A 22,087-nucleotide genomic window follows, 5' to 3' on the forward strand; every position below is an offset into this window, starting at 1 on the left:
CCGCACGATCGCTTTAAGCCGGCTTCAAAAAACTCTTTTATGCTTTTTTCATGCTTAAAAACATCCAGCGCAAGCTGGCCTGGGTACTGGCGCTTATCGTCAGCCCTATTTTCGTATTTGCCCAAAGCGGCGTTAACGGGTTAACTACCGCAACATCCACATTGAAAACCTATATCGACCCGGTAACCGATATTACATTGGTTATCGGTGGTATCGTCGGCATCGTCGGCGGTATTCGTGTCTACTCGAAGTGGAATTCAGGGGATCAGGATATCAACAAGGAATTGATGGGTTGGGGTGGTTCCTGTTTATTTCTCGTTCTCTCGTCGCTGATCATCAAAGCCTTTTTCGGTTTATGACGGCGCGAAAATTCGCTGTATATAAGGGGCTCCAGCGGCCCCTTATTTATAAGGGCTTTCGCGGAAAATTCATCTATTGGGGCATCGGCGCAGTGCTCTCGGGCCTTGTCCTGGGTTCAGTGACCATGGCCGTGATCAATATGTGGCTGGGCATGGTAGTCCTGATCGGCTGTATCGTGGGCGGCCTGCTTTACATCGCTTCGCGGCAAAAAAAAGGCCTCCATAACAAAACCCGGCATAACGGGATCTACATCGTTACCCCTTTTATTTATGAACACCCGGAAGTTTGACACGCCCTATATCGGCGTTGACGCCGGTGACGATTTCGATATCTTATACGGCTCTAGCGGTGAATTCTCCGTAGTCATCGCCATGAAAAACCCAGTCGTGCAGTATTCGGCCGCCGCCGCGGATTACGACGAATTTCAGAACCTGCTCACCGGCATCATAAAAATACTCGGCGACGGTCACCTGCTTCAGAAACAGGATATCCTGCACAAGACACCCTTCGATCTTCCGCCAGCACCGGAATACCTGCAGCAAAAATTCAATGCCCATTTTAAGGGCCGGGCAGCCCTGCGGATCGATACTTACCTGACCATCACCCGGCAGGTGAAAAAAGGCAGATTTTATGTTTACGACCCCAAACAGCTGCGTGACTTCCGGACCGCCGTACATAAGGTAACCGACGTCCTGAAAGCTGCCAAATGCGCGCCCGCTATATTATCCGAAAAGCAGATCACCGAACTGGTCCGGCGGATACTGGCCATGCGCTTCGGAAAGGGTTCGTTCGCCCTGAACAATTTCAAGCCGAATGATACCGAGATCCGCATGGGCGGCCGCTCGGTACGCTGCATTCCCCTGGTGAACAGTGATAACGTGGATATGCCCGGAGAACTGGGAACCTTTACCGAACTGAATGAGAACGAAGCCGTACGCGGCTTTCCCGTGGACATGTTATCCTTTTTGTATCAGGTACCGGCTTTCGAGGCCATCGTTTATAACCAGGTCATCGAGATACCGGCACAGCAGGCCACCCTGAATAAACTGGAGGTCAAGCGCAAACGCCATTCCGGGATTCCTGATCCGGCCAACGGGCTGTGTGTGGAAGATATCGATCTGCTGCTGAAAGACGTTGCCCGCAATAATCAGCTGCTTGTCAATGTGCATTACAGCATCATCATTGCGGCCCCGGCCGCTGATATTCAAAAATCGGTCAATTATGTGGAAAGCGCCTTGTTTCAGCTCGGCATTATTCCTAATCAGAACGCCTACAACCAGCTGGAACTCTTCCGCGCGGCCATGCCGGGAAACGGGCTCGAATTGAAGAATTATGATTGGTTCCTGACCACCAGCGATGCGGCGCTCTGCCTGTTCTTTAAGGAGCGGCCCATGGATGACGAACCATCATCGTTCCGCATCCGCCTGACTGACCGGCAGGGAATCCCCGTGGCCATTGACCCGGCTGACCTGCCCATGCGTACCGGGCGGATCAACAACAGGAACAAGTTTGTTTTAGGCCCAAGCGGTTCCGGCAAATCGTTCTTTATGAACTCCTTAGTGGAGCAATACCTGTTATTTAACATGGACGTCGTGATCGTGGATGTCGGGCATTCCTATTCCGGATTATGTGCCTATTACGGCGGAAAATACATTACCTGGTCGGATGAGCGGCCTATTACCATGAACCCCTTCCTCATTACCGAAGATGAGTATAGCCTGGAAAAAAAGGATAACCTCGTTACCCTGATCGCCTTACTCTGGAAGGGTGCCGGTGGTTCCGTTTCGACCATCGAACGGGACGTGCTGACAGCTACGGTAAGCGCCTATTATGCCGCTGCTTTCGCCGAAGGCTCGGACATCGGACTCTCGTTCAATGCCTTCTATGATTTTGCGCTGAAAAAGGTACCCGCGATCAAGACCGAGGAACGGATTCCCTTCGATCTGGACGAGTTTCGTTACGTACTCAAAAAATTCTATGTCGGGGGCGAATATGATAGCATCCTCAATGAAGCAGGTGACCAGTCACTGTTGAATGAACGGTTTGTCGTCTACGAAATTGACGCCTTACAGGATAATCTCGTATTGCTGCCCATCGTCACGCTCATCATCATGGATGTGTTCATTCAAAAGATGCGCAACCGTAAAAACCAGCGAAAGGCGCTGATTCTGGAAGAGGCTTGGCGCGCATTGATGTCACCGATCATGAGTACTTTTTTATTGTACCTAAACAAAACGGTGCGCAAGTTCTGGGGCGAAGTGATCGAGGTAACGCAGGAGCTTTCCGATATCATCAGTAATCCGGTGGTCAAAGACAGTATCATCAACAACTCGGATACCGTAATCCTCCTTGATCAGCGAAAATTCCGGGATAACTATGGCGAGATTGCCAAAGTACTCTCTATCTCAGCGACCGAACAGCGCAAGATCTTTACGATTAATCAACTGGATAACCGCGACGGCCGCGCCCGCTTTAACGAGGTCTACATCCGCCGTGGTTCCACCGGCGAGGTCTACGGCGTTGAGGTGAGCCGCCACCAGTATTACGTATACACTACTGAAAAGCCGGAAAAGAATGCTGTACAGGTTTATGTGCAGTACTACGGCACTTATCCGCTGGCGCTGGATGCTTTTCTCACAGATATGGAACGCAGCGGACTCCCCGCAGGTGATTTTATTCAGCAGATCAACCGGCATAACAAACCTTTAATCCTATCAAAATGAAAACCTTCCTGATTCTAATAGCCGGCCTGCTGCTGTCCGCAGCCTTGCAGGCCCAGGAACTTGTCGTCGACCCGGTCACTTCGGGCGCCATGCTGGCCAACAGCGCCGTGATCAACAGCCAGCTGAATACGACCAACAATAAATTAACGGCGATACAGACAGCGCAGCTTGCCGTAACCGGTCAGCTCACGATCGTCAATAATTTGCAGAACAAAATATATACAGGTTTATCCGAGGTAGCCTCCGTGATTAATAACCTGTATTCGGTCAAGGATATCGCCGAAACCGGTTCGGACATCGTCACCGATGTGCAGAAAGCGGTTCAGACTGCCCGAGGTAACCCGGTGTTGCTGCTGTTTGCACAACAAGGCGCCCAGGATTTCGAAAAACGGGCGGTCGCCCTCGCAACGGATGTTTCTGCTTTTGTTTTGAAAGGCGGCAGCGACAACCTCATGGACAGTTCCGAGCGCAGCAAACTGCTCAATCATATTGTCACCGAAATGCATGTCCTGCGCGGACTGGCCTACGGAATGCAGCGGGCGATGTACTGGGCCCAGTTGCGGAGCATCTGGGCTTCGCTAAATCCTTGGGCAACCTGGCAGAACGAAGATATACGTATAGCGAATTCAGTAGTCAGTGAGGCCAAATACCTTCACAGGTAAATCTGCCGCTCTTCCGCTGCCCGATTTGCCATGGCCAAAGCACGGATAACGCCAGTTCAGCTGGCAGGCCGGGCCTGTACGGCGACCATCCCGAATTTTAACCCTTAAATTTATGATCAGTAAACATCTGCTCCTGACGCTTTTTGGACTCTTTTTAACCGCCTTTTCCTACGGGCAGGGTAAAGTGCTGGATATACCGGAGCTTCTGCAATTAGTTTCCTATTCTAAATCCGAGCATAGCCTGCAGACAGGCGCGCGGGACAAACAGGCCACCGTCACCTCGACCGAGACAGCCAATAAGACTCTCCTCGGTAAAATCAAAGACATGTACCGTACCCTACAAAACCGCTACTCCATATTAGGGACAGCGATCTCCGCGGCTAATATCGGTATCGAGGCGGAGCCCATGGTCAACAGCATTACCCGCTCACAGTCACAGCTCTACCAGCTGGCCCAAAAAAATCCCGCGATCATCGCTTTGGCCTACCAGACGGAAATAGATTTCGCCGAACATTCCGAAATGCTCATCCGCTATCTCGCCGGGCTGATCATTTCAATCGGGGATGTCAACCAGATGAAGGCTTCCGACCGAAAGCTCCTGTTTGATTACGTTATCACGGAACTGAGCAACATCGAGGATATGAGTAACCGCCTCGTCCGCAACGTACAATTTGGTACAGTAGCTTCCTTGCTGCACCACCTGAACCCCTTTGACGACTTCGTTTACGAGGATCAGCACATGATCAGCAGCATTTTAAGCAATGCGAAATATTTAAAGCGATGAAAAAGATAGGTTTGTTGCTTTTCTGCATATGCTTCCGGTTTGCTGCTCTTTCACAGGAAATGGTGATTGACGTTCAGCATTTGGTCGCCGTAGAAGAAAATCAGGCAGTGCGGATGGCGGCGGAAGGAACCCACCAGGACTACCTTAAAAAGATCAACGATAACGTCAATACCGTGAATACCAATGTATCCTCCGTGGTGGCCGCTCAAACGCTGATCTATAATGCGCTGGCTAATGTGAACTCGGCTTTGAAGGATGGCCTGATGGCCAGACAGATCAGCCGGACCACAGCGGATATCATTTATTATCTGAACGAGAGCCTGACCCTGGCTAAAGACGACCCCTTGCTCTTGCTGGTCACGCTAAAAATTCAAAATGAATTCGGCCCGAGGGCAACGGCCATGGTCAGTGATATATCGGCCTTCATCCTCAAGTCCGATGGAAACGTACTGGCTGATTTCAACGGCCGCGACCAGCTACTCCGCAAGGTCGTCCAGCAACTTCAAATCCTGGACGGAATGGCCTATAGCACCTGGAAATCGATGTTTTGGGCCAGGGAGCGCGGCGTCCTTCGGACGCTGAACCCCTTTGACGCCTACATCAACAAGGATCGCGTCTTTGCGGCGCAGATCATTCAAAACGCCAAATTCTTAAACAAATGAAATTGATAATATTAATCATCCTGTTTCCGCTCTTGGCCCTGCGCGCCTGTGCACAAAGGGAGGTAGCTGATCAGAGCGTCCGTTACCAGGAAGAACGCATGGTCTACCTGCAATGGGACCAGAATAAATTCACCCCGAAGGCAGGTTTTCTGAGCCTCAACCCTTATTACTGGCTCACCTGGGGGCTATTCGAACCGAATTATCACAAAACAGACCTGCGTCCGCTGTCGGACACCGGGCCTCAGACACAGCGGCTGGCGCTGGTCGGCACCATGAATTCGGTAGACAACAGCTATAAACTGAATGCTGATACCGTCCGGAATACGGCATTGACAGCTATCGCCGAACAATCCGGCCTGCTTTCTGATGCCGATCCCTTGTGGTTGCTTTATTATAGCCAGGCGCTGGCGCCTGTACTGAATTATTCGGATGCATCCCTATTGGCGCCATTACCCGCACCAGTGCGAACCGCCGTGGTTTCCGAAGGATTACTGCCCTGGTATGAAAGTGAACTGGCCATGCTCAAAGAGCGCATCAATGCTGCCCGTTCGACGGATATGGACAGGGGCTCCCGCATTATGGCCTACTACCGCTACCTGAAAGAATACCGCACCCTGGCGGCAACCTGGGCAACGCGTGTGGCCACCGCACAGCATAATATCACTATGGTCAACCAGCAGGCAAAGGCTAAAACTATGCCGGTGATCACCACGGGCTGGACCCCGGCCAGTGATGTGCAACTGGCCAAACAGGTTGTAGCAGAAAGGAAGTACTGATGAAAAAGAGAATAGTATTGCTCGCAATCCTCTGCGTGCTCAGTATTTGCTGTTTCGCACAGGACAGCAGCTACGAAAAGTCCCTGGAATTTCTGCAGGGTGACGGCGTTTACGAATCAGGGATGATGACCTTTTTAGGCGCCCTCAAAGAGTCCATCTGGTCGAACTTCGACCTGTTCATTAACGATGCGAAGGCCTTATCAGCCATTTTTATGATCATTTATTTTGCGATCAAGAGCTATGAGATGATGGCGGGCGATAAAAAACTGGAAGTCATGCCGCTGCTAAGGCCCTTCGGCCTCGCGATGGTGATCCTCTGGTGGGGCGGTTTCGCTAAAATGGTGGCTTTTCCGACCGATCTGGTAGCCAGCGAAACCGAGCAGATGTTCGCCTCCGAACAAAATAATGTGAATCAGCTTCGTTTTCAGCGGGCCGATCTCATGAAACAGGTGGCCGACTCCCTGTATACTTTCCAGGCACAAACCGAAGTGGCGGCTAAAGAATCGGATACCTGGTATGGCCAGGCTTGGGATGCGGTGACATCGACAGTCAAGGAAGGAATTTCTACTGTTGTCGCTCCCCTGATGGAACTGAAAGCAAGGCTGCAGATCAGCATCCAGTTGTTGATGACGCAGATCCTGGAACTGACTGGGATCTGGATACTCCGAATAGCGACCTATATCATCTGTGCGCCCGTCGAGGTTATGTATTAAATATGTCTTTGGCAAGACATCAGGCAAGTATTCTAAACGCCTGTCATCATCCGACTTATCTGTTGAGAGAAATCGATCAGGGAGTGTAGCATGTCGGAAAAGTCATAAGTCAGAAAGTTATCATTCTGCGACTGAATGGCGAGATGAAAAGATAGATATGAGGATAAAGTCCGTATTGATTGAATGGCAATCCGAGTGGCAGTTGTAGGAGCTTTGACGTAAGATAACTAAACTCGTCATATTACGATACTTCACTACAGAAAATGAGTAGAAGAAGCAGGAATAAATCGTAACGCAACCATAGTAAATGGGAAAGGATGGAAACCATATCCGACAATCTATCAAGCCATGTTATTACATAGCAAACGGGGATTACCTAACTCGGAACGCCGCTGGCGCGGCTATAAAGCGCAGGCTTTTGAATATCCGATATGGTAACGGAGCTTCCGTAGTAGTCCGAGCAAGGGAAAGCCTTGTACATGGCGAAGGGAAGCAGTTAAAGGTTTAATACAATTAAAATGAACAATGTGTGAGACATTATGAGAAATTCATCGAACGTATTAAACGGTCTATCTAAGCATGGACCGCAAGTGGACTATAGGTATGAAAGGCTCTATAGGTTATTGTTTAACGAAGAAATGTTCTTCATTGCCTATCAACGCATCTATGCGAAAGAGGGCAACATGACAGAGGGTTCCGACGGAAAAACAATAGACGAAATGAGCCTTGACCGTATCAAGCAGTTAATTGAATTGCTAAGGTCAGAAACCTACCAACCCCAACCTGCAAGAAGGGTGTACATTCCGAAGAAAAACGGAAAAATGCGCCCATTAGGTATTCCATCTTTTGACGACAAATTGGTGCAAGAGGTAGTACGAATGATGTTAGAGGCTATTTATGAAGGACGGTTTTTAGATTGTTCTCATGGCTTCAGACCCAAACGTAGCTGCCACACGGCATTAACTAAGATTCAACAGACATTTACCGGAGCGAAATGGTTTATCGAAGGAGATATTAAAGGCTTCTTTGATAATATCGACCATGAGGTTATAATAAATATCCTCAAGGAACGAATTTCAGACGACCGTTTCCTACGCTTAATCAGGAAATTCCTCAAAGCAGGTTATGTTGAAGAATGGACTTTTCACAGTACTTACAGCGGCACTCCGCAAGGTGGTATTGTAAGTCCTATTTTGGCAAACATCTATCTGGATAAATTAGACAGATATATGATGGAATATGCCCAAAACTTTTACAAAGGGCGGGTTAAAAAACCTACCAGTTTTCGAAAAACGCTGGATAGCAGAAAGCTTGTGGTAATGCGAAAACTCAAAGTTGTAGAAGATAGCAATGAACGCCTTGAGTTAATCAAGAAGGTCAAAGCCATTGACAAACAGAGGTTTACTATGCCTGCTTGTAACGAAATGGATAATAGTTACAAGCGAATGAAGTATGTGAGATATGCAGACGACTTTCTCGTAGGTGTAATCGGTAGTAAAGAAGATAGTAATAGAATCAAGGAGGACATCAGAACTTTTCTGAGAACCAAACTGGAACTTGAATTATCTGACGAAAAAACCCTTATTACGCACACAGAAAAGCCCGCAAAGTTTCTCGGATATGAAATAACGGTAAACAAGTCAAATCTCGCAAAGCGAAATTGTGATGGGGAGTTGGTAAGAACATATAATAAAAAGGTCTACCTCAAACTTCCTATGAACACCATCAAAAGTAAGCTACTCGATTTTGGAGTTCTGGAAATCAGAAAGAACAACGGAAAAGAGGTGTGGAAAGCACGAGAGCACAGTAAAAGTCTTCATAACGACGACCTTGAAATCCTTCAAACGTTTAATTACACCATAAGGGGATTCCATAATTACTATGCCATAGCTAATAACAGCTCGCTATTGCATTCGTTCGCGCATATTATGAAATATAGTATGTATAAAACGTTTGCGGCAAAATATCGAAGCAGCGTAGCCAAGATTGCAGGCAAATACGAGCGAGACGGTGTATTCACAATTCACTATGCAATTAAAAAGGGAATTGGCAGTCAGTCATTCTACAACGAGAGCTTTTCAAGAAAAAAGCCTGTAACAAATGCGCAATTAGACACAAGTTCTACAGTTTATCATTCTAAGAACAGTTTGATAGACAGGCTTAAAGCCGAAAAATGTGAACTATGTGGCTCAGAGGAAGCCTTGGAAATGCATCACGTCAGAAAACTTAAAGACCTTAAAGGCAAATCACATGTCGAAAAGGTTATGACAGCAAGACGTAGAAAAACAATTGCCCTTTGTAAAAATTGTCATGTTAAAACACACGCAGGTGAGATAGACTGACTCTTTAATGGAGAGCCGGATACGCTGAAAGGTGTAAGTCCGGTTCGGGGGCGAGTATTTGGAAACCTACCATAGCGATATGGCAAGGCGCCGGGTGCTTAGCCTACTCATGATACAGATCATTTATTCGAGTATACTCATCATCCTCGGGCCCTTTGCCGTTGCGGTCAGTATCCTTCCTGCCTTCCGGGACAGCTTTTCTACCTGGGTCGCCCGGTTTGTCTCGGTAAACTTATATACCGGTATCGCTTACCTGGTGATGTATCTCTGCGCCCTAATGCAAAAATACGCGCTTTCATCCGAGATCAGCAAGTACCAGGAGCTCCTCCGGCCCGGTGCCAGCGGCCTGATGGAAAAGTTCGCGGTATTCTCCGGCAACGGTATTCTTTCCTTTGGTGAAGTAATCGTTGTATTCTTTATCGGCGCCGTTTGTATGTTCACGGTACCATCGATCTCAACCTGGATCATCTCCACGTCAGGGATTTCCTCAGCTTCTTCAGCATTTGGCCGCAATGCTTCTATGGTGGTCATGGCCGCACGTAAAGCCGGCGGCGCTATGCTGTAAAATCGGATTTATTCATGCTCATCAAAAATATCGAAGCCAAAATCCGGCTGGCTACGGTGATCGCCATCGGCAGCCTCGTTACTTCGGTCGTCATCAGCGGCATTGTATCCGTATTTGCCTACCGGCAGGTGGCCAACGCCCGCCAAAGCGTTTACATCCTGGACAATAATGTCCCGATCCTCGCCAAGCAAACCGATATGCAGGTTAACCGGCCGGCCGAATACCGCGCACATGTTGACCTGTTTCATACCCTGTTCTTTTCGCTGACACCGGATGATAAATATATCGAATACCAACTGAAAAAGGCCATGTACCTGATCGACGAATCCGGCGCAAGGGAATATGACGACCTCAAGGAAAAAGGTTTCTTTACCTCCATTTTATCCTCCAGTTCGGTGCTCACCCTGCAAACGGATTCCATACTGCTGGACATGCCGCGACATTATTTCCGCTATTACGGCAAATTAAAAATCGACAGGCGCAGCTCGACGCTGACGCGCTCCCTGGTGACCGAGGGTTACCTAAAGGATATACCCCGCAGCGATAATAACCCTCACGGTGTCCTCATCACCGGGTGGAAGACCCTGGAAAATAAAGACCTCTCCGATGTTCAAAAGAATTCATTCTAACCGGGACCCTGAGGATACCCTTTGGAAAGCCCTGCATCAGGAGTTCAGCGGATATTTTGAAAAAGCAGGGCAGCGGTTCGGAAGTATATGCCTTAACCATCCCCGCGTGATCTTTGGCGCAATGATCGGCCTCCTGCTGTTTTCCTGCGCCTTATCCTTTACCGTTTTTCGACACCCGGGTAAAAGTTCGGCTGCCCGTCCTGCGATGCAGGACCAGCAGCCGAACAAGTTGAAAAGCCAACATCCCCTGGATGACGGCTTTAACAGGATACTGGAAGCGGGATCTGCTTTAAAACAGACACTGGCCCTTAAAGGACGGGTAGAATCTACACTGGCGAAAGGCCGACTGAATCATGCCGACAGCATTTGGCTCGAACATGCACTTGACACCTTGCAGCATTTGCAACATCAAATTGAACATTAATTATGAAGATCAACTTCAAACAACCGCGTTATATCCTGCCGCTGATATTCCTGCCCTTTCTATGCCTTTTCTTCTATGTCTATCACGGAAAAGCCAAAGACAAAGGGCCGGTCAAACAAATTGCAGCGATACAAAGTGATGTGGGCAACGTTTCTGCCCATGTCAGGAAAACTGCCCTTTCTGATAAGCTGGATGCTTTCCGGAATACTTATAAAGAAAGCGATGGCCTTACCGCTGTAACGCCCGTGACTACCGATCAATTAGCAACCACGAAATTATCAGGGAACTATGCTGACCGCCAGCGGGCGCAAATGGATTCCATAGACCGCGCCATGAAAGCGCGTTTCAGTTCCGGGATGATTGTGCCTCCTGCCAGCAAGGGCGCTTCTACTCAGGACAGGCAGGTGACCGCTGCCCTGAATGCCCTTGCCGCACAGCGGAAAGCCCGGGCAGCCGCCGGGAGTCCGACTAACCATGTTATCGCAGATAAAGACCCCATGACTGTTTTTAAACAGCAAATGGCCTATGTCGACAGCATGCAAAAGGCCAATGACCCCGCGCAAAAAGCCGAACGGCAGCAACAACAGGCTAAAGCCAAAGCACTGGCCAACCAGCCGACGGCTTTGGAAGTTCGCAAAGCACAGGCGACCGGCACTGATTTTAATACCATTAAACCGGAGGCGCACAGTGAGCTGATCTCGGCCATGATCGACGAGGAACTGACTGCTTATGCCGGTTCCCGTATCAGGCTGCGCCTGCTGGAAGATATCTGGGCAGGCAAAAACCTGATCCCCAAAGGAACCCTGCTCTATGGGCTTGTCAATGGCTTTACACAGCAACGAGTCACATTCGTGATCAGTTCCGTACTATCCGGCGGCCAGATCCTTCCGGTCAAACTTTCGGTCTACGACCAGGACGGAATTTTAGGGCTGTATGTTCCCGCATCTGCATTTCGTGATTTCACCAAGGATCTGAGCGGTAACACGATGCAGGGTGTGAGCATAGAATCCGGAAGCGCCGGGAACCAACTGCTGATGAGTTCCATGGACAAGGTATTCCAGTCTACTTCATCAGCCATTGCGGGCGCCATCCGCAAAAACAAAGCAAAGATCAAATACGGTACCTATGTGTACCTGCTCGACCCGCAAACCATTCAAAATACCCGTTAACATGAAAAAATATTTGTTATTGCTTGCCGCAATCATAGCGACAGTAGGGCAAGGTTTTGCCCAACTCAATAAACGCGACCTGCCGGTCGTGTATCTTCCGACAAACATATCCGTTCATTTCGTATCCCCCGAACCGATCCGTTTCGTGGATATTTCGGTTAAAGACATTTCAGGCGACCTGCCGGTACCCAACGTTTTGCGTATCCACGTCCGTGATTCTGTTTCCCGCTTTAACGACGCGGTGATTACCATAACCGGTGAAAAGTTTATCGCCCAGTACCGGGTAGTTCCCTGCCGGGATGATCAGGACGGCACCGTACAAACAGAGATCGCTATTGAACCCGCTGATTGCCGCCCGCTGGATAATCCTGAGATCGGTCTTTCACAGCCGGAACTCAAAGCGAACGCCCTGCGGCTTCTGGCGATGCGGCCTGGCCATCCCATTGAAAAAGCGAAGGCCTTCGGGCTGGAGGGCGCACTATTTCACATTTACACGCTTGGCGATTATATCTTTCTGGACTTAGGATATCGTAATCAAACGAAGTTGCCCTATACTATTGACCAGCTGCATTTCAGTATGGAGGATAAAAAAGTCACCAAGGCCAGTACCGTTCAGTCCGTAGCCATTACGCCATTGTATGTCCTGCAGGATATTCCGGCCTTCAATAAATATTACCGGAACATTTTCGTGTTTAAAAAACTGACATTCCCCGGCAATAAGGTGTTTACTATCAGCCTGAGCGAAAAGCAGCTGTCAGGGCGTACGCTAACCCTGAAAGCCGGTTACAGGGACCTGCTCCGTGCCGATGTCCTTCCAAAATAAGGGAATGAATTAATCAATTCAAACTTATGGCAGAAACCATTAATCGCCTGGCCAATGCGCTGGTGCGGCTTGACCCTGCCTTGTATATCCGGTTGCAGGATGGGAATGACTTAGAGAAATACCTGGACGGTTTTGACGATATCGAAGCACTATCCGCTGCTTTGCCGCCTTCGCCGCTCGATTTTCTGGAGGATGTATTGGAACAGGATTTTCGCAGACACTGGCTGCGTTTTCATGAAGCCGGTATCATTCGATACGAGCTGCTCAATATCTGTGCATTTTGTGAGACGACCTTGCAGGAGTTTGGCTGGCCGGAAGCTGATGACAGCCGCTTACTTCGCTATGCGGTGATCACCGCCATAGACGACTATCTCCAGGAAGGGGGCGCCGATGGCCTATAATCCACGCGAAAAACTGGCGGCCAATATTGCCGCGCTTCGCATAGCACTGGACTGGGACGGTAAGCGTAAACTGATGGCTGAGGAAGTTTCGACCTTGAAGACCTATTCAGGTTTTGGCGGTTTAAAAGCCGTACTCTATCCGGCAGGAGAACAGGACGAATGGATTAAAATGAATGCCTCGCAAGCCGATCTCCGTTTGTACCCCCAGGTTATGGAGCTGCACGCCCTGCTAAAGGAAAAGTTAAGCAGTTATGCTTATAAACGTGCATTGGATGATTTGCAGGACAGCTCGCTCACAGCCTATTATACTCCTGACCTGCTGCCCCGTGCCATCTATACGGCGTTGGGCGATCAGGGATTGTCACCGAAGCATCTGTATGAACCAAGCGCAGGGGCAGGAATATTTGTTACAGAAGCAGCCCGTCTTTTACCGGAACTGCAGAACGTGACGGCTGTAGAAAAGGATCTGCTGACCGGCAAGGTGCTTGCGGCGATATGCTCTGAAATGCTGCTACCGATAGACGTACAGGTAAAAGGCTTTGAGGAAACGGACGCCTCGGAAAAGGGCCGCTTTGACCTGATCGCATCCAATATACCTTTTGGAAATATTTCAGTTTTCGACCCTGCATTTAAAAACAACAGCATTACAGACCGTATTCACAATTATTTCTTTGCAAAAAGCCTGGACAAAATAGGACACGGTGGTTTATTGGCGTTTTTAACGACCGATGCTTTCCTGAACACCCCTGGTAATGACATGGCCCGCAAGCACCTGTTCACCTCGGCAGATTTTATCAGCCTGCTGGTGTTGCCGGATAACCTGATGAAGGATAACGCCAATGTGGAAGTACCGACCCATCTCTTGCTGGTCCAGAAGAACGACCATAAAAATAGTTTTTCGGAAGCCGAAGAACAACTGTTAGAAACGGTCGAGCAAACCGGGGAGAACGGCAACTATCCGCTCAACGCCTACGTTCATCGTCACCATGAACTGATCATGGCAGATGAAGTCATCGAAGGCACCAACCAATACGGCAAACCGGCCCGGGTGATCTGGCATAACGGGAATATGGAGGACCTGTTCCCGGCAATGGTGGAGCAATTGGCGAATGACCTGGACGCCCGCTTTGACCGGGCCCGTTTTGAAACACTGCAGCAACAACTGGCCTTTGAAAAAGGTGAGCTGGACAGGCGCAACGAATCGGTAAAGACAGATACTACAAAGCAGCTCACCTTCCTAGAAATTCCGTTACCCAAGGAAACTAAAGTGGTTGCCCAGTTAGGGCTCTTCGATGCAACCCCGCAGCCCGCCGGGAAGGCGCAGGCTTATTTATCCGATATGGACAACGAGAGCGTGGATACTTCATCCGCCCGCATCATCAGCACGATCCGTACAACGGAACGCCCTGAACATGATAGCGTGGTAATGCTGACCGCACGGGCCAAATCTACCGGGCGGTACCTGTATAAACTATTTGCCAATGTTGCAGAATTAAAGGTATCCGCCAAATGGCTGACCGGAAATGTCCTGACGGATGAGCTCAAAGCGCTTTCTGCAAAACTCAAGGGTTTCGGGTATGACTACGTTTACGAAGGGGACAAAAGCCTGGAACCCGCCTTTGGCCTGGTACCTGAACGGCCAAAAGGCTTCCGGAACCTGAAACCATTCTATGTCAAGGATACCCTGGTTATGCATGGCGACAAGGCCGGCCTGATCGGAACACCCGGAGAAACGGAAGCTGAATTTTTCCCGTTTGAAGAACAGGACCAGCGGGCTTTTTATCGGGCCTATATTAAGGTTCGCGACGCATATATAGAGTTGTTCAACACGGAATCAACAACCCTGATGGAGCAGCCTGCGCTACGGGCGACCCTGAATCAAAACTACCAGGCCTTTACGGAAACTTACGGGGAGCTGAACAGGACATTCAACCGATCACGGATGCTGAATGATCCTGCCTTCGGCTTCACCGTTCTTTACTCTCTTGAAAAAAAGGAAGAAGGGCGCTTTGTCAAATCAGACATTTTGAACGGGCCGGTATTCCCACGACAGGAGGCCTTAAAGACCGACGATCCTGCCGAAGCGTTGGCGCGCTGCCTGAACGATAAGGGTTTTGTAGACCTCAATTATATTTCAGGGGTAACCGGGCTTTCGGAACAGGACGTGATTGCCGGTTTGGAAAAGCAGATCATTTATAACCCGGGGAAACAGGATTGGGAAACCACCGACCGTTACCTGTCTGGCAACGTTGTTCAGAAATTAGCCGAGGCGGAGATCGCTATTAAAGAGAATCCCGACCATTTGCAGATCGCCCGCAGCCTGGCGGCCATTCAGCGAGCGCAGCCTGAAACGATACCATACGAATTACTGGAGTTGGACTTCAACCTGGGTGAACGCTGGATACCGGCCGATTACTACCAGCGTTTTGCCACCAGGCTTTTTGAGATCAATACAGAGGTAGAGTATTTCGCTTCCGCCGATACATTCAAGGTGGGCTATTCAGGAGGGAACGCCATCACCGATGGGGAATTTGCCGTGAGCCCCAAATCGGGCCAGAAAATGAAAGGACACACGCTCCTGGAGCATGCGCTGGAAAACACGAACCCCTTTTTTACCTATAAAGTTGAACGTGACGGTGACGAAGTCCGGATACCGGACAATGAGGCTACCCAGGCAGCACATCAAAAGATCGAGCTTATCCGTGAACGATTTGTTGGCTGGCTGAAGGAACTGCCGGCCGAAGAAAAATTGTTCCTGGAAAAGCGCTACAACACCATCTTTAATTGTTATGCGCTACGGCAATACGATGGCAGCCACCTGACCTTTCCGGGGCTTGACCTTAAAGGTGCCGGGGTTCCCGCCTTGTACGATTCCCAGCGGAATGCCGCCTGGCGCATCATTCAAAACCGGGGTGCGCTGATTGATCATGAGGTGGGTTTAGGTAAAACGCTGACCATGATCGTAGCGGCAGTCGAGATGAAAAGGTTGGGGATTGTTTCTAAGCCCTCTATTCTGGCGCTGAAAGCCAATGTCATCCAGATTGCTGATACATTTCGCCGTGCTTATCCTAATGCGCGCATACTGGCACCCACGGAAGATGATTTTACGCCGGGCAAACGCCAGCAGCTCTTCCTCCAGATCAAGAATAACAATTGGGACTGTGTCATCATGACCCACGAACAGTTTGGCAAGATCCCGCAGGATCCCGAAATCCAGCGCGAGATCTTGCAGGAAGAACTGGACAATGTCGTGCGTGACCTGCAAACCCTGGAAAACCTGGGTGCCCAGATCACCCGCAAAATGCTGAAGGGACTGCGGGTGCGACAGGCGAATTTACGGGCATCACTCGCACAAATTGTTTTCGACATCGAAAACAAGAAGGACAGTGGGATCACCTTCCAGGAAATGGGCATAGACCACCTCTTCGTGGATGAAAGCCACAAATTCAAGAACCTAACCTTTACCACCCGGCATAACCGGGTGGCAGGCCTGGGTAACCCGCAGGGTAGCCAACGGGCGCTGAATATGCTTTTCGCCGTACGCTCTTTACAGAAAAAGTTCGACGCCGATCTTTGTGTAACCTTTTTATCTGGAACACCCATTTCCAATAGCCTGACGGAGATGTACCTGATCTTCAAGTATCTGCGGCCACGTGAACTGCAAAGACAGCAAATCGAAAACTTCGACGGCTGGGCGGCGGTATATGCCCGCAAAACGGTAGACTTTGAATTTTCGGTGACCAATGAAATTATCCAGAAGGAACGGTTCCGTCATTTCGTAAAAGTGCCGGAACTGGCGCTGTTCTATAACGAGATCACCGATTATAAGACTGCGGAACAGATCAACCTGGATAAACCGGAACTCGATGAGCAGCTGGTGAACATCAAGCCGACACCGGAGCAGGAGGATTTTATACGCCGCCTGATGGATTTTGCTGCCACAGGTGATGCCACGCTGATCGGGCGCGAACCGCTGACCGAGGAAGAAGACAAGGCCAGGATGCTGATCGCCACCAACTACGCCAAGAAAATGGCGACGGATATGCGCCTGATCGATGCGGATCTGTACAGTGATCACCCGGATAACAAAGTAAACACCTGCGCGCGGAAAGTGGCCGAATATTATGAACTCAGCAAGGAACACCGGGGTACCCAACTGGTGTTCTGCGATATCGGCACGCCGAAGAGCGACGAGTTTAATATTTATGATGCGCTGAAAAATAAACTGGTACAGGATTTTGGTATTCCGGCCGGTCAGATCTCCTTTATCCATGACTGGCCGGATAAGCGAAGGCCAGAAATGTTCCGCCTGATGAACGCCGGTTATATCCGCGTGATGCTTGGCAGTACCGAAAAGCTGGGAACCGGCACCAACGTGCAGGAACGCGGCGTGGCGCTCCACGACCTGGACATCCCCTGGCGGCCATCAGACCTAAACCAGCGCGGCGGCAGGTTTAGCCGCAAGGGCAACTGGCTGGCCAAAGAATATTTTGATAACAAGGTGCCCAGGTTTGTTTACGCCACGGAAAAATCACTGGACAACTACAAGTTTAACCTTTTGCAAACCAAACAACGGTTTATCGATCAAATCAAAAACAGCCAGATCAGTGTCCGTTCCATCGATGAAGGCGCCCTGGATGAACAGAGCGGGATGGGTTTTGCGGAATACATCGCCATCCTTTCCGGCGATACCTCATTGCTCGACAAAACGCGGGTCGATAAGAAGATAGCCGCATTGGAAGGTTCGCGTTCATCACACTACAAGGAGGTTTCCCGGGCGCGGGTACGTCTTGAGGTTGTTGAAGAGGAACGCAGTAAAACACTGGTGACCCTCGAAAAACTGGCACTGGATGAAAGCGATTATAAAAAATTGCTCACCCATGATGAGGAAGGGACAAAACATAACCCCATCCGCATGACCGGTTTGGAATCTTCCGATCCGGAAATTATCGGTAAGCATATCATTGAACTTTACCGGAACTGGAAACCCGCCAAAGGGGAATCCGAGGATAAACAGGTCGGTTCATTGTATGGATTTGATTTGTACATCCGTCAACAGCGTGAGGGTTATGAAACAAATGGCCTGATGGAGTACAAATATTCCAATTCGCTTTATGCCGAGGGCCCACGATCGGGCATTAAATACCTATACAACGGCGGCCTGCCTAACGTGGATAACCCGAAACTCGCGGCACGGTACTATATCAGCGCCATAGACCGGGTGGTAGCGCTAAAAGAAAAATATGAAAAAGAGGTAACCACGCTGGACAAAGAAGTGCCCGTATTGAAGGGGATCATGAGCAGGGAGTTTGATAAAGAACAGGAAATGGCGGACCTGAAAGCGGAAGCTGCAACGCTACAGGAGAAAATCGCAGGAACCATCCGGGAAAACCAAATGAAGGTCGTGGAAGGATCTGAAAGCGACGAGATCGACGAAATTCAGGGCGAGGATAATATCCTATCATTGGATTCAGAACAGGAGAACGAGCCCCGGAGGGCCATCGGGAGATAAAGGATGATTCTGGAACATTACCGTTGCCCCCTGCACCGATACACCTTTTCTGTGCGGCCGGTCCGCCGCTGGGTGGAAGCACAGTGTGAAGGCCGCGTACTGAATCTGTTCGCGGGACCGACATTGCTGGGGCTGGAAGAGGTACGCAATGACCTCGATCCGGAAATGCCGGCAAATTTCCACCTCGACGGGGCAGCTTTCCTGGAAACCTGGCAGGGCGAACCCTTCGGAACGATCCTGCTGGATCCGCCCTATGCACTGCGAAAAAGCATGGAGCTTTATAAAGGCATCGTCTGCAGCCCGTTCAGGAGAATAAAAGATGCCATACCCCGCTGCCTGAAACCGGGCGGCCTGGTCATCACCTTCGGCTATCATTCGGTCGTCATGGGCCAAAGCAGACTTTTCAAAGTGGAAAAGGTGGCCGTGTTCAGCCATGGCGGTGCCATCCATGACACCATTGCCAGCGTGGAAAGGTTTGTTAAATAACAGCTCTCCCACAGCGGCACTACAACCCACAACCGGCCTTTCGATCAGCCGGTTGCCCAACCCATTGAATTGCTTTATGGAGGAAACGCGGGAACAACAGAAGTTGCATGGCTTCTTACAGTGTTTAATCTATGTGATGGTCGCCATAGAAGCGGCCATTTTCGTTTACATCCGGGCGCCGTTCTGGGGAATTTTCCACCATGCATTGTACCGGATCAGCCTGCTGCCATTTTATGCAAACCTGATCTATAGCAAGCTGGTCGTCTTAGGCCTGATCTGCCTGGTGAGTATCGGAACGGTAGCAAAAAAGGAGGTCGACCTCGAACCTAAAAAACATATTGTTTACCCGCTCACTTTGGGATTGATGCTGTTTTTCGGGAGCCTGTTTTGTTACGGGCGCGACAGCCCTTTACTCTTTGCCTATACACGTTCGACCGACTTGGCCTATATGTTGCTATCCGTCGCCGGGGCATTGCTGACCAGTATCGCCATGGACAATATTTCTAAGCTCATCCGCTCCGGATTGGGTAAAGACGTCTGGAACGTTGAGGGCGAGAGCTTCCAGCAACCGGAAAAATTGGTGACGACGGATTATTCGGTCAATATTCCGATGCTGTTTTATTACAAACGAAAAGTACGGAATGGCTGGATCAACCTGACGAACCCATTTCGGGCAACGCTTTTGATCGGGACCCCGGGATCCGGTAAGAGTTTTTCCATCGTCAACCCCTTTATCCGACAACTCACGGCCAAGGGGTTTTGCCTGGCATTATACGATTTCAAGTTTCCCGACCTCGGGCAAATCGCCTACTATCATTACCTGCTGGCGAAACAGCAGGGAAAATTGGCCGGCTATGATTTTCACGTAGTCAACTTGAACGAAGTGGAAAAAAGCCGGCGCATCAACCCCTGGAAAAAGGAATATATTCGGACATTGGCGGACGCTGGGGAAACTGCCGAAGCGCTGGTAGAGGCCATGAAAAAGGGTGACAAGTCCGGCGGCTCCGACCAGTTCTTTACCCAATCCGCGATCAATTTTCTTTCTGCCTGCATCTATTTCCAGAGCCGTTACGAGGATGGTAAATACTCTTCGTTCCCACATGTGCTGGCATTACTGAACCGCAGCTATGAGGAAATATTCCAGACCTTGTTTAAACAAACCGAACTCGCCTCCCTTTTATCACCCTTTGTCTCGGCGTTTAAGAACAAGGCCTTTGACCAATTAGAGGGTCAGGTCGGCACACTGAAGATTTTTTTATCCCGGCTGGCCACGAAAGAAACCTACTGGGTGTTTAGCGGGGACGATTTTGACCTGAAAATATCGGACAAGTCACATCCGGCCATGCTCGTATTGGCGAATGATCCGGCTACGCAAAATATCAACTCTGCCTGCTATTCGGTGATCATTAACCGGTTGACCAAATTGATCAACAGCAAGGGCAATAAACCCTCGGCGCTGATCATCGACGAATTGCCGACGCTTTTTGTGCACAAGATCGAAAACCTTATCGCCACGGCACGTTCCAACAAGGTTGCCGTACTCATGGGTTTACAGGAACTGCCGCAATTTCAGCAGCAATATGGCAAAGATACCGCCGCCACCATCACCTCGGTGACCGGAAATGTCCTGTCCGGAGCGGTGCGCAGCAAGGAAACACTGGACTGGCTCGAAAAGTTGCTGGGCCGTAATAAACAGATCAGCGAAGGTCTTTCGATTGACCGAAATAAAACATCCACATCCCTTAATGAAAAGCTGGAAACCCTCGTGCCGGCCGGAAAAATCGCCACCCTGAATGCCGGGGAACTGGTCGGCGTGATCGCCACCGATGCAAAAGAAGCCTATACTGGCCAGTATGAGTCTTCGGCCATCAATTGCAAGGTCAACCTGAACCTGGATCAGCTTAAAAAGGAGGAATCGGGATACAAGTCGCTGCCGGTTTATTATGATTTCGGCGACGCGAAAGAAGCGGTACTTACCGAAAATTTTAAGCGGATTAACAGGGAGATCGCCGCCATCGTGCAGAAACATCAGCCACCCAAAGTGGACACCCCTAAAGCTTCTATGAAAGAGCAAGTTAAAAATAACAGAAAATGAACCAATCAGACGATCTAACCGGCACCCTGGTGCTGGTACACCCCGAATTAACGGATGACCCGGTTAACAAACAAGGTCAAATGGGCATGATCATGTTTGCCGAACCGGAGAAGGACGACATCTACGTCACCTTCGGCAAGAACGAACGTGCGCTCTATAGCAGTAATGCTTTGCTGGTTTTCAAAAAGCCCGGAGACATTTATCAGGAACTCCTGGTCAATACGACGAATCTTGCGATCCCGGATTTTAAAGCCCTTCACCGGATCGGTATGCTGCTGAACAACGGCACGTCAAAAGGCATTAAAGAAGCCATGCAGCTTGCCGTAGAAAACCCTGGTGTGCATAGTCTTGCCATGGAAACCGTAAAAAGTAAACTCGGCCTAGATGCTGGCATTACAGCCGAAAAAGAACAAAGCAATACGCAAAGTTATGGCCGTTAAACTGTGGGGGATGTTATTGCTGTGCAGCCTGCCGCTCCGGCAGGTCCGCCTGACCTCATCATTCGGTTACCGGATTCACCCGGTTTATCATCGGATCAAACTGCATGCAGGCATTGACCTTGCCGCACGGCACGACACGGTGTTTTCCATTCTTGACGGGGTGGTACAAACCTGCAGGTACAGCCGTACGCTGGGTTTATTCGTACGTGTCGATCATGGAAGTACCCTGAACAGCCTTTATGGACATTTGTCGCAATGGCTTGTCCTACCGGGAGACACCGTAAATGCAGGGGACCCGATCGGCGTTACCGGAGCAACCGGCGTAGTATCCGGGGAACATTTACATTTCGCCCTTACCTATAATAATCGCTGGCTAAATCCCTGGAGATTCCTTAATCATATTTTTTACGGAAAAAGCTGAACCGGCAGACCGGTTACCTGACAGACCAGTAATTGTGCTGGTCAGCTATTGTCGGACACTTTTGCCCGAACAAGTCTTATGCAAAACATCAATAAATACG

General features: G+C 49.7%; 20 protein-coding genes. All 20 read left to right on the top strand.

Translation table 11 applies throughout. The features are described from left to right. Positions 1–50: 50 nt before the first annotated feature. The 20 genes from PQ461_RS02235 (at position 51) to PQ461_RS02330 (ending at position 21,987) form a co-directional block, all read left to right on the top strand. The gene (locus PQ461_RS02235) at positions 51–359 is read left to right on the top strand and encodes a DUF4134 domain-containing protein (protein ID WP_008512974.1); all 309 of its coding nucleotides are present in this window, start codon (positions 51–53) and stop codon (positions 357–359) included. Further along, positions 356–649, top strand: a complete 294-nt coding sequence (locus tag PQ461_RS02240; protein WP_274208004.1) for a plasmid transfer protein — start codon at positions 356–358, stop codon at positions 647–649. The genes PQ461_RS02235 and PQ461_RS02240 overlap by 4 nt, the downstream gene beginning before the upstream one ends. After that, positions 630–3,083, top strand: a complete 2,454-nt coding sequence (locus tag PQ461_RS02245; RefSeq protein WP_274208005.1) for a TraG family conjugative transposon ATPase — start codon at positions 630–632, stop codon at positions 3,081–3,083. The genes PQ461_RS02240 and PQ461_RS02245 overlap by 20 nt, the downstream gene beginning before the upstream one ends. Then, positions 3,080–3,745: a hypothetical protein gene (locus tag PQ461_RS02250; RefSeq protein WP_274208006.1), complete on the top strand. Its 666-nt coding sequence runs from the start codon at positions 3,080–3,082 to the stop codon at positions 3,743–3,745. The genes PQ461_RS02245 and PQ461_RS02250 overlap by 4 nt, the downstream gene beginning before the upstream one ends. A gap of 112 nt (positions 3,746–3,857) precedes the next feature. Then, entirely contained in the window at positions 3,858–4,529 is a 672-nt protein-coding gene (locus PQ461_RS02255; protein WP_274208007.1) for a hypothetical protein, read from the top strand. Continuing rightward, complete coding sequence (locus tag PQ461_RS02260) at positions 4,526–5,191, top strand: hypothetical protein (protein WP_274208008.1); 666 nt, start codon at positions 4,526–4,528, stop codon at positions 5,189–5,191. Before PQ461_RS02255 ends, PQ461_RS02260 begins: the two co-directional genes overlap by 4 nt. Next, positions 5,188–5,967, top strand: coding sequence for a hypothetical protein (locus PQ461_RS02265; RefSeq protein ID WP_274208009.1), 780 nt, complete (start codon positions 5,188–5,190; stop codon positions 5,965–5,967). Before PQ461_RS02260 ends, PQ461_RS02265 begins: the two co-directional genes overlap by 4 nt. Further along, entirely contained in the window at positions 5,967–6,680 is a 714-nt protein-coding gene (locus tag PQ461_RS02270) for a TraJ family protein (protein ID WP_274208010.1), read from the top strand. The genes PQ461_RS02265 and PQ461_RS02270 overlap by 1 nt, the downstream gene beginning before the upstream one ends. A 539-nt stretch (positions 6,681–7,219) precedes the next feature. Beyond that, positions 7,220–9,022 (top strand): group II intron reverse transcriptase/maturase, encoded by a 1,803-nt coding sequence (gene ltrA, locus PQ461_RS02275; protein WP_274208011.1) that lies wholly within the window; start codon positions 7,220–7,222, stop codon positions 9,020–9,022. A gap of 109 nt (positions 9,023–9,131) precedes the next feature. Beyond that, positions 9,132–9,587 carry a TraJ family protein gene (locus tag PQ461_RS02280; RefSeq protein WP_337993488.1) on the top strand — a complete coding sequence of 152 codons (456 nt, stop codon included), beginning with the start codon at positions 9,132–9,134 and terminating at the stop codon, positions 9,585–9,587. 14 nt (positions 9,588–9,601) lie between these two features. Beyond that, complete coding sequence (gene traK, locus PQ461_RS02285) at positions 9,602–10,216, top strand: conjugative transposon protein TraK (RefSeq protein WP_274208012.1); 615 nt, start codon at positions 9,602–9,604, stop codon at positions 10,214–10,216. Then, complete coding sequence (locus PQ461_RS02290; RefSeq protein ID WP_274208013.1) at positions 10,194–10,640, top strand: hypothetical protein; 447 nt, start codon at positions 10,194–10,196, stop codon at positions 10,638–10,640. The genes traK and PQ461_RS02290 overlap by 23 nt, the downstream gene beginning before the upstream one ends. Positions 10,641–10,642: 2 nt before the next feature. Next, positions 10,643–11,809 (top strand): conjugative transposon protein TraM, encoded by a 1,167-nt coding sequence (locus PQ461_RS02295; RefSeq protein WP_274208014.1) that lies wholly within the window; start codon positions 10,643–10,645, stop codon positions 11,807–11,809. Position 11,810: 1 nt separating this feature from the next. Further along, positions 11,811–12,632 (top strand): DUF4138 domain-containing protein, encoded by an 822-nt coding sequence (locus PQ461_RS02300; RefSeq protein ID WP_274208015.1) that lies wholly within the window; start codon positions 11,811–11,813, stop codon positions 12,630–12,632. A 26-nt stretch (positions 12,633–12,658) separates the two neighbouring features. Next, entirely contained in the window at positions 12,659–13,033 is a 375-nt protein-coding gene (locus PQ461_RS02305; protein ID WP_274208016.1) for a hypothetical protein, read from the top strand. Further along, entirely contained in the window at positions 13,023–18,545 is a 5,523-nt protein-coding gene (locus PQ461_RS02310; RefSeq protein ID WP_274208017.1) for a DNA methylase, read from the top strand. The genes PQ461_RS02305 and PQ461_RS02310 overlap by 11 nt, the downstream gene beginning before the upstream one ends. A 3-nt stretch (positions 18,546–18,548) precedes the next feature. Next, positions 18,549–19,031 (top strand): RsmD family RNA methyltransferase, encoded by a 483-nt coding sequence (locus PQ461_RS02315; protein ID WP_274208018.1) that lies wholly within the window; start codon positions 18,549–18,551, stop codon positions 19,029–19,031. A gap of 76 nt (positions 19,032–19,107) precedes the next feature. After that, on the top strand, positions 19,108–21,126 hold the full coding sequence (locus PQ461_RS02320) for a type IV secretion system DNA-binding domain-containing protein (RefSeq protein ID WP_274208019.1): 2,019 nt from the start codon (positions 19,108–19,110) through the stop codon (positions 21,124–21,126). Further along, positions 21,123–21,566: a hypothetical protein gene (locus PQ461_RS02325; RefSeq protein WP_274208020.1), complete on the top strand. Its 444-nt coding sequence runs from the start codon at positions 21,123–21,125 to the stop codon at positions 21,564–21,566. Before PQ461_RS02320 ends, PQ461_RS02325 begins: the two co-directional genes overlap by 4 nt. Further along, positions 21,556–21,987, top strand: coding sequence for a M23 family metallopeptidase (locus tag PQ461_RS02330; RefSeq protein ID WP_274208021.1), 432 nt, complete (start codon positions 21,556–21,558; stop codon positions 21,985–21,987). Before PQ461_RS02325 ends, PQ461_RS02330 begins: the two co-directional genes overlap by 11 nt. Positions 21,988–22,087 lie beyond the last annotated feature (100 nt).

Source organism: Mucilaginibacter sp. KACC 22063 (genome assembly GCF_028736115.1).
Lineage (GTDB): Bacteria > Bacteroidota > Bacteroidia > Sphingobacteriales > Sphingobacteriaceae > Mucilaginibacter.